14 protein-coding genes are annotated in these 12,174 nt (G+C 68.6%); 6 read left to right on the forward strand and 8 right to left on the reverse strand.

Annotation, left to right across the window (positions count from 1 at the left end):
- Nucleotides 1–116 precede the first annotated feature (116 nt).
- A complete protein-coding gene (locus tag G6N45_RS21590) occupies nt 117–482 on the forward strand; it encodes a hydrogenase maturation nickel metallochaperone HypA (RefSeq protein WP_163724474.1) in 366 nt (121 codons plus the stop codon).
- Complete coding sequence (gene hypB, locus G6N45_RS21595) at nt 475–1,239, forward strand: hydrogenase nickel incorporation protein HypB (RefSeq protein ID WP_163724477.1); 765 nt, start codon at nt 475–477, stop codon at nt 1,237–1,239. The genes G6N45_RS21590 and hypB overlap by 8 nt, the downstream gene beginning before the upstream one ends.
- A gap of 3 nt (nt 1,240–1,242) precedes the next feature.
- Here hypB and G6N45_RS21600 read toward each other — a convergent pair whose 3' ends face one another.
- Nucleotides 1,243–1,755, reverse strand: coding sequence for an HTH-type transcriptional regulator AldR (locus tag G6N45_RS21600; RefSeq protein WP_163724480.1), 513 nt, complete (start codon nt 1,753–1,755; stop codon nt 1,243–1,245).
- A gap of 95 nt (nt 1,756–1,850) precedes the next feature.
- On the opposite strand from G6N45_RS21600, the gene ald reads away from it, so the two are divergent.
- A complete protein-coding gene (gene ald / locus G6N45_RS21605) occupies nt 1,851–2,966 on the forward strand; it encodes an alanine dehydrogenase (RefSeq protein WP_163724483.1) in 1,116 nt (371 codons plus the stop codon).
- A gap of 7 nt (nt 2,967–2,973) precedes the next feature.
- On the opposite strand, the gene G6N45_RS21610 is transcribed toward ald, so the two are convergent.
- Nucleotides 2,974–3,342, reverse strand: coding sequence for a YchJ family protein (locus tag G6N45_RS21610; protein ID WP_163724486.1), 369 nt, complete (start codon nt 3,340–3,342; stop codon nt 2,974–2,976).
- A gap of 46 nt (nt 3,343–3,388) precedes the next feature.
- Here G6N45_RS21610 and G6N45_RS21615 point away from each other — a divergent pair, with 46 nt between their 5' ends.
- Nucleotides 3,389–3,946: a DUF4334 domain-containing protein gene (locus tag G6N45_RS21615; protein WP_163724491.1), complete on the forward strand. Its 558-nt coding sequence runs from the start codon at nt 3,389–3,391 to the stop codon at nt 3,944–3,946.
- Here G6N45_RS21615 and bla read toward each other — a convergent pair.
- From bla to G6N45_RS21645, 6 genes are all read right to left on the reverse strand, one after another.
- Nucleotides 3,929–4,834 carry a class A beta-lactamase gene (bla, locus tag G6N45_RS21620; RefSeq protein WP_163724494.1) on the reverse strand — a complete coding sequence of 302 codons (906 nt, stop codon included), beginning with the start codon at nt 4,832–4,834 and terminating at the stop codon, nt 3,929–3,931. The genes G6N45_RS21615 and bla overlap by 18 nt on opposite strands.
- On the reverse strand, nt 4,831–6,186 hold the full coding sequence (locus tag G6N45_RS21625; protein ID WP_246228756.1) for a M16 family metallopeptidase: 1,356 nt from the start codon (nt 6,184–6,186) through the stop codon (nt 4,831–4,833). Before G6N45_RS21625 ends, bla begins: the two co-directional genes overlap by 4 nt.
- Nucleotides 6,164–8,431, reverse strand: coding sequence for a polyribonucleotide nucleotidyltransferase (locus G6N45_RS21630; RefSeq protein WP_163724497.1), 2,268 nt, complete (start codon nt 8,429–8,431; stop codon nt 6,164–6,166). The genes G6N45_RS21625 and G6N45_RS21630 overlap by 23 nt, the downstream gene beginning before the upstream one ends.
- 28 nt (nt 8,432–8,459) lie before the next feature.
- The gene (locus tag G6N45_RS21635; RefSeq protein WP_163724500.1) at nt 8,460–9,524 is read right to left on the reverse strand and encodes a class I SAM-dependent methyltransferase; all 1,065 of its coding nucleotides are present in this window, start codon (nt 9,522–9,524) and stop codon (nt 8,460–8,462) included.
- A gap of 54 nt (nt 9,525–9,578) precedes the next feature.
- Entirely contained in the window at nt 9,579–9,848 is a 270-nt protein-coding gene (gene rpsO, locus G6N45_RS21640) for a 30S ribosomal protein S15 (RefSeq protein ID WP_057147381.1), read from the reverse strand.
- 124 nt (nt 9,849–9,972) lie between these two features.
- On the reverse strand, nt 9,973–10,947 hold the full coding sequence (locus tag G6N45_RS21645; protein WP_163724503.1) for a bifunctional riboflavin kinase/FAD synthetase: 975 nt from the start codon (nt 10,945–10,947) through the stop codon (nt 9,973–9,975).
- A gap of 81 nt (nt 10,948–11,028) precedes the next feature.
- Here G6N45_RS21645 and mntR point away from each other — a divergent pair, with 81 nt between their 5' ends.
- Entirely contained in the window at nt 11,029–11,730 is a 702-nt protein-coding gene (gene mntR, locus G6N45_RS21650; protein WP_057147383.1) for a manganese-binding transcriptional regulator MntR, read from the forward strand.
- A gap of 12 nt (nt 11,731–11,742) precedes the next feature.
- Nucleotides 11,743–12,174, forward strand: coding sequence for a type II toxin-antitoxin system Rv0910 family toxin (locus tag G6N45_RS21655; protein ID WP_163724506.1), 432 nt, complete (start codon nt 11,743–11,745; stop codon nt 12,172–12,174).

Raw genomic sequence — 12,174 nt, forward strand, 5'->3', positions numbered from 1 at the left:
GGACTCCTCGAACCGTCAGTATTGCCAATCTATCTGCGCGCGACGATGCCAACTATCGAAATCTCGCACAGACTTCTGCGCATTTCCGACGCCCCGTCGGGATTACGCTGGCGCCTGTGCACGAGTTGTCGCTGTGTCACGCCATCGCCGGTGTGGTGCGCACCCACGCCGACGGCCGCCCGGTCGAGGTGGTGCGGGTGCGCGTCGGAGCGCTGCGGCAGGTGGTCGCCGAATCGCTGATGTTCTGCTGGACGATCGCGGCCGAACACGAGGGTCTGGCTGAGGCCGCCCTGGAGCTGGAGCAGGTACCCGCCGCGGTGTGCTGCCGAGCGTGCGGCCGGGAGTCGGAGATCGAGTCACGGTGGTCGGTGCGCTGCCCGGCCTGCGACAGCGGCGACGTCGCGGTGGTGCGGGGCGAGGAGTTCCTGGTGACGTCGATCGACATCCGGTCGGACGAAGCGGCCGAGGCCTCCCATGGGTAGGTTCCACCGCCACGACGACGGCACCGTGCACAGCCACGACCACGATCACGACCACGACGACGCGCACGGCGACCACAGCGGCTACCAGACCGCGACCCAGCGCGTCGACGTCCTCGAAGCGATCTTCTCCGAGAACGACGTCCGCGCCGCGGAGAATCGGGACGCGTTCGCCCGCAATGGAATCCGTGCACTGAACATGATGAGCTCGCCCGGCTCGGGTAAGACCGCCGTGCTGGCCGCCACGCTGGACGAGCTTGCGGGCGACGTGGACGTCGGCATCGTCGAGGGCGACATCGCCACCGACCTGGACGCCGCTCGACTGTCCGGCCGGGGCGCGCAGATCTCACTTCTGAACACAGACAACGGTTTCGGCGGCGAGTGCCACCTCGACGCGCCGATGGTGAGCCGCGCGCTGGCCGGGTTGGACTTGCCCGGTCTGGACCTGGTGATCATCGAGAACGTCGGGAACCTGGTGTGTCCCGCGGAATTCGACGTGGGTGAGCACGCCAAGGTGATGGTCTACTCGCTGACCGAGGGCGAGGACAAGCCGCTGAAGTATCCGGTGATGTTCCGTGCCGTGGATGTGGTGCTGCTCAACAAGATCGACCTGGCCCCCTACCTGGATGCCGACGTCGCGACGTACACGGAGCGGATCAGGCAGGTGAACCCGGGTGCTGTCGTCCTGCCGGTCAGCGCCAAGACCGGCGAGGGCATGGCCGATTGGTTCGCCTGGCTTCGCGCCTTCGTCGCGGGCTGACGTTCACAGCGGGGACGCGCCGCGCAGATGCTCGAAGATCAACGACGTCTGCGTGCCGGCGACGTCGGCGTCGGCGTTGAGGTTCTCCACGACGAACGAGCGAAGGTCGTCGGTGTCGCGTGCGGCGACGTGCAGCAGGAAGTCGTCGGCACCGGCGAGGAAGTACACGTCCATCACCTGCGGCTTGCTCCGGATGTGGCCGATGAAGTTGCGGATCTTGCCGCGCGCGTTGGCCTGCAGGCTGACCGAGATCATCGCCTGCAGCGTCAGCCCGATCGCCGCGGGATCGATGTCGGCGTAGAACCCCCGGATCACGCCCAGCTCCTGCAGCCGGCGCACCCTCCCGTGGCACGTCGACGCCGCGATGCCGACGAGGTCGGCCAGCGCGCTGTTCGGCATCCGGGCGTCGTCGTGCAGGGCCGTGAGGATGCGCCGGTCGACGTCGTCGATGGCCGCTCGAACATCCTTCGGCCCTGCGTTTCGCTGGCCGGATCGTTCCGACGATTGCTCTGACACGAGGCCAGTCTAACGAATTATCGTCATAATTATTGTGCATTCACCGATAGTTCTTCACAATCGTCGTAACCCTTTCGACGATTTGAGGAGCAACAATGCGTGTCGGTGTCCCGACCGAGATCAAGAACAACGAGTACCGCGTCGCGATCACACCCGCCGGCGTGGCCGAGTTGGTGCACCGCGGCCACGAGGTGCTGATCCAGGCCGGGGCCGGCGACGGTTCGGCGATCACCGACACTGACTTCAAGGGTGCCGGCGCGCAGATCGTGGACACCGCCGACAAGGTGTGGGCGGAGGCCGAACTGCTGCTCAAGGTCAAGGAGCCGATCGAGCCGGAGTACACCAAAATGCGCTCGGGGCAGACCCTGTTCACCTATCTGCACCTCGCCGCCTCCAAGCCGTGCACCGATGCGCTGCTCACCTCCGGCACGACGTCCATCGCTTACGAGACCGTCCAGACCGCTGACGGCGCGCTGCCCCTGCTCGCCCCGATGAGCGAGGTCGCCGGCCGGCTGTCGGCCCAGGTCGGCGCCTACCACCTGATGCGCACCCAGGGTGGTCGCGGCGTTCTGATGGGCGGCGTGCCCGGTGTGGCCCCGGCCAAGGTCGTGGTGATCGGCGGCGGGATGGCCGGCGACAACGCCGCTGCCGTCGCGTGGGGCATGGGCGCGCACGTCACCGTGTTCGACCTGAACATCAACATCCTGCGCAAGATCGACGCCGAGTACGGCGGGGCCATCGAGACGCGGTACTCGTCGCGACTCGACCTGGAGACCGCGGTCAAGGAGGCCGACCTGGTGATCGGCGCCGTGCTGATCCCCGGCGCGAAGGCGCCGAAGCTGGTCACGAATTCGACTGTCGCGGCGATGAAGTCGGGTGCGGTGCTGGTCGACATCGCGATCGATCAGGGCGGCTGCTTCGAGGATTCGCGCCCGACCACGCACGACGATCCCACCTTCGCGGTGCACGACACGGTGTTCTACTGCGTGGCCAACATGCCCGGCGCTGTGCCGCGCACCTCGACCTACGCGCTCACCAACGCCACCATGCCCTACGTGCTCAAGCTCGCCGACAAGGGTTGGCAGGAAGCGTGCCGCGGCGACGGCGCGCTGGCCAAGGGCCTGTCGACGCACGAGGGCGCGCTGCTGTCCGAGCAGGTGGCCACCGATCTGAACCTGCCGTTCACCGATCCGGCCGACCTGCTCGGCTGAGATCCACTCAGAGCACATCCCCGTCGACGTAGAACCAGCGACGGGCTCTCACAGCGAACCGGGACCGCTCATGCAGCGTCCCGGTTCGTTGGCCTTCATCTTCGTAGGACGCCTGGAACTCCACCTCGTCGCCGGCCGCCTCGATGATCTTCAGGCCGGTCCACACCACCGCCGGGTCGATCGTCACCCGCTCGGGGCGGGTCCGCGGGTGCCAGGTACGCCAGAGGTAGTCGGCGTCGCCGAGCGCGAAGGCGCTGTAGCGCGAGCGCATCAGTTCCTCGGCCGTGCCCGCGTGCCGTTCTCCCCACAGCAAGGGCAGGCAGCATCGTGCCGCGGACTCAGCGCTGTCGCACGGGCAGGGTTCGACGGGGTGCATACCTGCAGTCTGCCTCAATTGACGGGTGTCAAGTAGACTTGCGGCCATGTCCGTGCTGACCGATGTGCTCCCGACCGCCCCGACGACCACGGCGGACGCCCTGGCGTTGTTCGACTCGCTCCCTGCCGTCGAGACCGAGTTCATGCTCGGCACCTGGCACGGCGCCGAGGTGCCCACCGGCCACCCCCTCGACGGCATGCTCGAGGCGAGCGGCTGGTGGGGCAAGCGCTACACCGACAGCGAGACCGTGCACCCGCTGCTGTTCCCCACCCGCGACGGCGCCGGCCTCTGGCCGCTCAACCCGCTCCCCGCATTCGCCGGCCTCGGCATCGCGACGAAGATCCCGGCGCTCAAGAACCGCAACCTCTCCGGCGTCATCACCGCGCTCAAGCCCGTGCTGGCGGCCCGGGGCCCCAAGGCGCGGCTGCGCACGACGCGCTACCGCGGCGTCGACACCGCGACGATGATCTACGACCAGTTGCCCATCAACGACGTGTTCCGCCGTCTCGACGACGAGGCCGTCCTGGGCGCGATGGACCTTCGCGGGATCAGGGCGCCGTATTTCTTCGTGCTACACCGCGATTCGTCACTGCGGCTGGTGTAGCTCGGCGACCACCACAGAGGCGATCTCGCCGATCAGCGGGCGCAGGTTCGGCGCGTCGGCATCGTCGCCCGCCGCGCGGGTCATGATCGACAGCAGCCACCGCTGCCCCTGCGGCCCGTAGGCGATGCCGACGTCGTTGGTGGTGCCGTATCCCCCGCTGCCGGTCTTGTCGGCGGTGCTCCATCCAGCCGGCAGACCCGCGCGCATGCTCGACGTCTCGTTGGCCCGCATCCAGTCCTCGAGTTGCTGCCGGTGCGCCGGATCCAGCACGTCGCCGGTCAGCACCGCGCGGAAGCCGGTGCCCAGCGCCCGCGGCGTGCCGGTGTCGCGTGGATCGCCGGGCACCGCGGAGTTCAGCGCGGTCTCCCACCGGTCCAGTCGCGAACGGTCGTCGCCGGCACCGCGGGCGAACTCGGTGATCGCGGGCGGCCCGCCCAGCGTCCGCAGCAACAGGTTCCCGGCGGCGTTGTCGCTCTGCTGCAGCGCCGCCTGGCACAGTTCGGCCAGCGTCATCGTGGTCCCCACCCGCAGTTCGGTCACCGGCGAGTGCGGTTGGATGTCGGCCCGGTCCACCCGCACCGTGCCGGTCAGGCCAAGCCGTCCCTGCTGCGCGCGCTGCAGGATCGCCGCCGACGCATACGCCTTGAACGTCGAGCACAGGGCGTAGCTGTCGCCGTCGCGAACGGCGATCTCCCGACCGGACTCGAGATCGGTTGCATAGAGCCCGATCTCGGCGTTGTGGCGGCGCCGCAGCGCGTCGATCCGGTCCCCGACCGGAGGCAGCGGTTCGGCCGGATCCGACGACCTCGGCGCCTGCGGGGATGCCGCACACCCGGCGACCGCCGCCAGCGAGAGTCCCCCGAGCAGCAGACCGCGCCGCGAGATCATCCTGCGATGGTCTGCAGGGGCCGCGGCAGTGACCGCCGGTTGCGCACCGGGCCGAGGACCGCCGCTCCGAACGGGCGGGTCAGCAGTTGCCGCGCAACGGCATTGACGTCTTCGAGAGTGACCTCGTCGATGCGGGTCAGCGTCTCGGCGATGGTGCGGTGCTTGCCGTAGTTCAGTTCGCTGCGGCCCAGCCGATTCATCCGCGACGCCGAATCCTCCAGGCCCAGCACCAGACCGCCGCGCAACGAGCCCTTCGCGATCCGGCATTCCTCCTCGGTGAGGCCGTCGCGCGCCACCTCCGCCAGCACGTCGGTGGTCACGCGGACCACCTCGTCGAAGCGCTCCGGCAGGCACCCCGCATAGATCGACAGCGCACCGCTGTCGGCGAAGGTGTCCACCGTCGAGTACACCGAGTACGCCAGGCCGCGCGTCTCCCGGATCTGTTGGAACAGACGTGAACTCAGCCCACCGCCGAGGGCGGTGTTCAGCACCGACAACGCCCAGCGCTGCTCCCAGTGCCGGCCAGGGGTGCGCACACCCATCGACAGGTGGGTCTGCTCGGCGTCCCTCTTCACCAGCTGCAACGTCGGGCGGCCGGGCACCCGGCCGGCACCCTTGCGGGGCGGCACCGGCGAGCGACCGCGCACCAGCCGGTCGCCGAAATGCTCTCGGACCAGTGCGACGACCTCGCGATGGTCGATGTTGCCCGCCACCGCCACCACCATCCGGTCGGGGGTGTAGCGGCGCAGGTGGAACGAGTGCAGTTGGGTGCGCGTCATCGCCGAGATGGAGTCGACGCTGCCGATCACCGGCCGGCCCACCGGGTGGTCGCCGAACATCGCCGAGAGGAAGACGTCGCCCAGGGTGTCCTCGGGGTCGTCGTCGCGCATCGCGATCTCCTCGAGCACCACGTCGCGCTCGATCTCGACGTCGTCGGCGAAGCACTGGCCCCGCAGCACCACGTCGGCCACCAGATCCACCGCGAGCGCCAGATCGGAGTCGAGCACGTGCGCGTAGTAGCACGTGTGCTCCCGCGAGGTGAACGCGTTCAGCTCACCGCCGACGGCGTCTACCGCCTGGGCGATCTGTACCGCGGTGCGGGTCGGCGTCGCCTTGAACAGCAGGTGCTCGAGGAAGTGCGCGGCGCCGGCCACACTGCGGCCCTCGTCGCGGGATCCGACGTTGACCCACACCCCGACCGACGCCGAGTGCACGTGCGGGATGTGCTCGGTGACCACGCGCAGGCCACCGGGCAGATCCGTACGGCGGATGGCCGTGGACTTGTCGACCGTCCCGCCGTCACCGCGCACCCGGCGCAGCGCCGCCGCGTCAGCTGCTGGCGGTCGCGGCATCAGCGGGTGCGGGTGCCTCTGTACCGGCTGCTTCGGTGGTCTTGTCCTCGCTGTCCTCAGCGACCAGGACCAGCGAGATCTTGCCGCGGTTGTCGATGTCGGCGATCTCCACGCGGAGCTTGTCGCCGACCTTCACCACGTCCTCGACCTTGTTGATCCGCTTGCCGCGGCCCAGCTTGCTGATGTGCACCAGGCCGTCACGACCCGGCAGCAAGGAGACGAAAGCTCCGAAGTCGGTGGTCTTCACCACCGTTCCGAGGAACCGCTCACCGATCTTGGGCAACTGCGGGTTGGCGATCGCGTTGATCTTGTCGATCGCCGCCTGAGCCGCCTCGCCGTTGGACGCACCGACGAACACCGTGCCGTCGTCCTCGATCGAGATCGAGGCACCGGTCTCCTCGGTGATCGAGTTGATCATCTTGCCCTTGGGCCCGATGACCTCGCCGATCTTGTCGACCGGCACCTTGATCGTGGTGATCCGCGGGGCGTACGGGCTCATCTCGTCGGGGGCGTCGATGGCCTCGGCCATCACCTCGAGGATCGTGATGCGAGCGTCCTTGGCCTGCGCCAGCGCACCGGCCAGCACCTGCGACGGAATGCCGTCGAGCTTGGTGTCGAGCTGCAGCGCGGTGACGAAGTCCTTGGTGCCCGCGCACTTGAAGTCCATGTCGCCGAAGGCATCCTCGGCGCCGAGGATGTCGGTCAGGGTGACGAAGCGACGCTCGGTCTTCCCATCCACCTCGACGTCGTCGGACACCAGACCCATCGCGATACCCGCCACCGGGGCCTTCAGCGGCACACCGGCATTGAGCAGCGACAGCGTCGACGCACACACCGAACCCATGGACGTCGAGCCGTTGGAGCTCAGCGCCTCGGAGACCTGGCGGATGGCGTAGGGGAACTCCTCGACGCTCGGCAGCACCGGCATCAACGCGCGCTCCGCCAACGCGCCGTGGCCGATCTCGCGGCGCTTGGGCGAACCGACGCGGCCGGTCTCACCGGTCGAATACGGCGGGAAGTTGTAGTGGTGCATGTAGCGCTTGCTGGTCTCGGGTCCCAGCGAGTCGATCTGCTGGGCCATCTTGACCATGTCGAGGGTGGTGACACCCATGATCTGGGTCTCGCCGCGCTCGAACAGCGCGCTGCCGTGTGCCCGCGGGATCACGGCGACCTCGGCGGACAATGCGCGGATGTCGGTGACACCGCGGCCGTCGATGCGGAAGTGGTCGGTCAGGATGCGCTGGCGCACAAGCTTTTTGGTCAGTGAGCGGTACGCGGCGCCGATTTCCTTCTCGCGCCCGGCGTACTGCTCGGACAGCCGCTCGAGGACCTCGACCTTGATCTCGTCGGTGCGGTCGTTGCGCTCTTCCTTGCCCGCGATCGTCAGCGCCTCGGACAGCGCGTCGGTGGCCACCGAGGCCACGGAGTAGTAGACGTCGTCGCCGTAGTCGGGGAACACCGGGTAGTCGGCGGTCGGCTTGGCGGCACGGCCTGCCAGCTCCTGCTGCGCATCGCACAGTGCGGCGATGAACGGCTTGGCGGCCTCCAGCCCCTCGGCCACGACGGCCTCGGTCGGCGCTCCCGCGCCACCGGCGACCAGCTCGATGACCTTGTCGGTGGCCTCGGCCTCGACCATCATGATCGCCACGTCATCGTCGGTCTTACGACCCGCGACCACCATGTCGAACACGGCGTTCTCGAGCTGCTCGACAGTCGGGAACGCGACCCACTGGCCGTCGATGAGCGCGACGCGCACACCGCCGACCGGACCCGAGAACGGGATACCGGAGATCTGCGTGGACGCCGACGCCGCGTTGATCGCCAGCACGTCGTACAGGTCCTGGGGGTCCAGGCTCAGGATCGTGACGACGACCTGGATCTCGTTGCGCAGACCCGAGATGAACGTCGGACGCAGCGGCCGGTCGATCAGCCGGCAGGTCAGGATCGCGTCGGTGGACGGACGTCCCTCGCGGCGGAAGAACGAGCCGGGAATCCGGCCCGCGGCGTACATCCGCTCCTCGACATCGATCGTCAGCGGGAAGAAGTCGAAGTGGTCCTTGGGGGTCTTGCTGGCGGTGGTCGCGCTCAGCAGCATGGTCTCGTCGTCGAGGTAGGCGACGACGGCGCCGGCGGCCTGCTTGGCCAGCCGGCCGGTCTCGAAACGAATGGTGCGGGTGCCGAAGCTCCCGTTGTCGATCACGGCGGTGGATTCGAACACGCCGTCCTCAATTTCAACTACAGACATAGACGTCCGTACGGCCTCTCTGGGTCAATCAGCTGTTTCGCGTCGTCACAGCGTGCAAACCCCGGGCCTGATGCGGCGACGGCCATCGATCGAAGCTGCCGGCTTTCGTTCCGGCAGCCACTACCGAAGACCGCGCGATCAAGCGGGTCGGCGATATGACGCGCGGGAACGGCGCTCGCGGGTCTGCGATGGCCGCACCCAAGTCGTCCGGCGGACCGAATCGGCAGCCGAACCAGGCCATCGTACTCTGCGGCCGGTGCCCGACGGAAAACGGCAGGCTCAGTGCCGCCGGCCCCAGCCCCCCACGATCGTCGGCGTGGTCCACACGGCGCCGGCGGCGCTCACCGCCTCGCCGAGGCGTTGTTCGAGGGTGTCGAGATCCAGTTCGCTTTCGGTGACGACGCCCGAGGCCACGATGGCGTCGCGCAGCGCGGACCACCCCGACGACGTACCCCGCCGCCTGCCGGTCCCTCGGCGGCCAGTACATCTGCAGACCCAGCGTGCCGACGTCGTCGAAACCCGCCTCGTCGAAGAGCACGGGGAACCGCATCCCGACGCTCGGATCTGCCTGCACATGTCGGAAACCGGCGTCCAACCACGCGCCGACGCGGGTGAACAGTTCCACCTCCGGCTGAGCCCGCACACCGCTCATGTCGTAGTCGACGGCCACGAAGACGCCGCCGGGGCGCAGATTGCGCCGGTGGTGGGCCAGCACGTCGACCGCGTCCGGCAGGTGCATCAACAGCAGCCGGCAGACCACCGCGTCGAACGGCTCGTCGGCGACGAAGGTCCTGGCGTCACCCTGACTGAACGCGACGTTGCGCAGGCCCAGCGCATCTCGGCGCCGCCCCGCGACGTCGAGCTGGGCGGGATCGCGCTCGAGGCCGAGGACATGGCCGTCGGGCCCGACGATATCGGCGACCAGGAACGACACGTCGCCGGGACCGCTGCCGAGGTCGAGGACACGCATGCCCGGCGCGACACCGCCGCGCCGGAACAGCACCGCGGTCGGTTCGGCGATGATCGCGGCCTGAGCCTGCAGCCGCTCGATCTCGTCGTCGTCGCTACCCAGGGCGTAGTCGGGTGTCGTCATGCTGCGACGGTAGCCCGGCGCCGGCAACTCCGGCGCCGGGTCAGCGGCGCAGTGTCAGCGGCGCAGGCCGAGACGCTCGATCAGCGAGCGGTAGCGCGCGACGTCGACCTGGGCGACGTACTTGAGCAGCCGGCGGCGACGGCCGACCAGCAGCAACAGACCACGACGCGAGTGGTGGTCGTGCTTGTGCAGCTTGAGGTGCTCGGTGAGATCGGAGATCCGCTTGGTCAGCAGCGCCACCTGAGCCTCCGGAGAGCCGGTGTCGGTGTCGTGCAGGCCGTACTGGCCCAGGATTTCCTTCTTCTGTTCGGCAGTGAGCGCCACGAAACAACTCCATCGATTCGGTCCGCGAGGGGAAAGGTCAGGGGTACGGCCACCGCGAACTGCAGCACGCACCCGGTCGAGGGGGGAGTTTAGCAGCGGCGACCGGCAGGAACCGAATCGCGAGCTACCGGGCCGAGAGGATGGTGCGGGCCCGTTCGGTGTCGGCGCTCATCGCCGTCACCAGGTCGTCCACCGAGCCGAACTTCTCCTGGCCGCGCAACCGGGCCACGAAGTCGACGGCGACGTGCTGGCCGTACAGATCGGCGGTGGTGTCCAGGACGAACGCCTCCACGGTCCGGGTGCGGCCGGAGAACGTCGGGTTCGTACCGACCGAAACCGCGGCCTGGTAGCGCTCCCCCGGAGTGACCGTGCCGACCACCGGGCCGTGCCCGAGCACGGTGAACCAGGCGGCGTAGACGCCGTCGGCGGGGATGGCCGAATACATCGGCGGGGCGACGTTGGCCGTCGGGAACCCCAGCACCCGGCCCCGCCCGTCACCGCGGACCACGACGCCTTCGACCCGGTGCGGGCGGCCCAGCGCCTCGGCGGCGGCCACCATGTCACCGGCGTCCACGCAGGACCGGATGTAGGTCGACGAGAACGTCACCGTCTCGTCGCGGTGATGTTCGGCGACCAGATTCAGGGAGTCGACCGCGAAACCGAAGCGCTCGCCGGCCTTACGCAGCAGCTCGACGTTGCCCGCCGCCTTCTTGCCGAACGTGAAGTTCTCCCCGACCACCACCTCGACCGCGTGCAGGCGCTCGACCAGCAGCTCGTGGATGTAGCGCTCGGGCGTGAGCTTCATGAAGTCGGCGGTGAACGGCACCACGAGGAAGACGTCGATGCCCATCTCCTCGACCAGCTCGGCACGCCGCGTCAGCGTGGTGAGCTGGGCGGGATGACTACCCGGGAAGACGACCTCCATCGGATGCGGATCGAACGTCATCAGCACCGTGGGCACGCCGCGGGAGCGGCCGGCCTTGACCGCACGGCTGATCAACTCCTGGTGTCCGCGGTGGACACCGTCGAACACGCCGATAGTGACGACGCATCGACCCCAGTCGGTGGGGATGTCGTCCTGACCCCGCCAGCGCTGCACGCCGTCAGCCTACGACGTACGGGCAACGCAGGCCCAGCAGCATCACCGGATCAGATGATGTTTGCCTAAACTCTTTGTCTTGTGAGTCCTGATCAGAAGCCCGTTGAACTGACGACGGTGGCGCAGGACTACCTCAAGGTCATCTGGACCGCCCAGGAGTGGTCCCACGAGAAGGTCAGCACCAAGTTGCTCGCCGAACGGATCGGTGTCTCGGCGAGCACCGCGTCGGAATCCATCCGCAAGCTGGCAGACCAGGGCCTGGTCGACCACGAGAAGTACGGCGCGGTGACCCTCACCGATGCCGGTCGCCGGGCCGCGTTGGCGATGGTGCGCCGACACCGACTGATGGAGACGTTCCTGGTGCGCGAGCTCGGCTACGGCTGGGACGAAGTGCACGACGAGGCCGAGGTGCTCGAGCACGCGGTGTCCGACCGGATGCTGATGCGCATCGACGCCAAGCTCGGCTATCCGACCCGCGACCCGCACGGCGATCCGATCCCCGCCGCCGACGGGCGGGTGCCCACTCCTCCGGCGCGCCAGCTCTCGGCATGCCAGAACGGCGAGGCCGGCACCGTCGCGCGGATCTCCGATGCCGACCCCGAGATGCTGCGGTACTTCGACACCGTCGGCATCAGCCTGGACTCGCACGTGCGCGTCGTGGCCCGCCGTGACTTCGCCGGGATGATCTCCGTCGCCGTGCGCGGCCCCGGCCCCGGCGGAGCCGAAGAGATCACCGTCGACCTCGGAAGCCCTGCCGCAGAAGCAATCTGGGTCGTTGGATAGGAGCACGCACTGATGGCGAAGCTGGAACTGTCCCGCTCCCTGCCGATGCCGGCCGGGGACGCCTGGCAGCACGTGGCCGACCTGTCCTCACTCGGGGACTGGATGACCATGCATCAGGGCTGGCGTTCGGAGTTGCCCGACGAACTCACCGTCGGCACCACGATCGTCGGGGTGGCCGGCGCCAAGGGGATGCGCAACCGGGTGACGTGGACCATCCGGGAGTTCGACCCGCCAACCGCGCTGGCGATCACCGGCGAGGGCGTCGGCGGCACCCGGTACAAGCTCGCGATGTCGGTGGCCGACACCGCGCAGGGCTGCACCTTCACGGTGCGGATGGATCTGGGCGGGGCCCCGTTGTTCGGCCCGATCGGAGCCGCGGCCGTGCGCGCGGTCAAAGGTGACATCGACAAGTCGATCAGACAGTTCGAGTCGCTCTACGCCTGA

This window comes from Mycolicibacterium psychrotolerans (assembly GCF_010729305.1).
Taxonomy (GTDB): domain Bacteria; phylum Actinomycetota; class Actinomycetes; order Mycobacteriales; family Mycobacteriaceae; genus Mycobacterium; species Mycobacterium psychrotolerans.

Bases quoted from the DNA above. Each gene is read 5' to 3' on its own strand.
- G6N45_RS21630 (WP_163724497.1), bottom strand. From the start codon at position 8,431: ATGTCTGTAGTTGAAATTGAGGACGGCGTGTTCGAATCCACCGCCGTG.
- G6N45_RS21635 (WP_163724500.1), bottom strand. From the start codon at position 9,524: ATGACGACACCCGACTACGCCCTGGGTAGCGACGACGACGAGATCGAG.
- G6N45_RS21615 (WP_163724491.1), top strand. From the start codon at position 3,389: ATGTCCGTGCTGACCGATGTGCTCCCGACCGCCCCGACGACCACGGCG.
- G6N45_RS21655 (WP_163724506.1), top strand. From the start codon at position 11,743: ATGGCGAAGCTGGAACTGTCCCGCTCCCTGCCGATGCCGGCCGGGGAC.
- G6N45_RS21610 (WP_163724486.1), bottom strand. From the start codon at position 3,342: ATGCACCCCGTCGAACCCTGCCCGTGCGACAGCGCTGAGTCCGCGGCA.
- G6N45_RS21625 (WP_246228756.1), bottom strand. From the start codon at position 6,186: ATGCCGCGACCGCCAGCAGCTGACGCGGCGGCGCTGCGCCGGGTGCGC.
- ald (WP_163724483.1), top strand. From the start codon at position 1,851: ATGCGTGTCGGTGTCCCGACCGAGATCAAGAACAACGAGTACCGCGTC.
- hypB (WP_163724477.1), top strand. From the start codon at position 475: ATGGGTAGGTTCCACCGCCACGACGACGGCACCGTGCACAGCCACGAC.
- bla (WP_163724494.1), bottom strand. From the start codon at position 4,834: ATGATCTCGCGGCGCGGTCTGCTGCTCGGGGGACTCTCGCTGGCGGCG.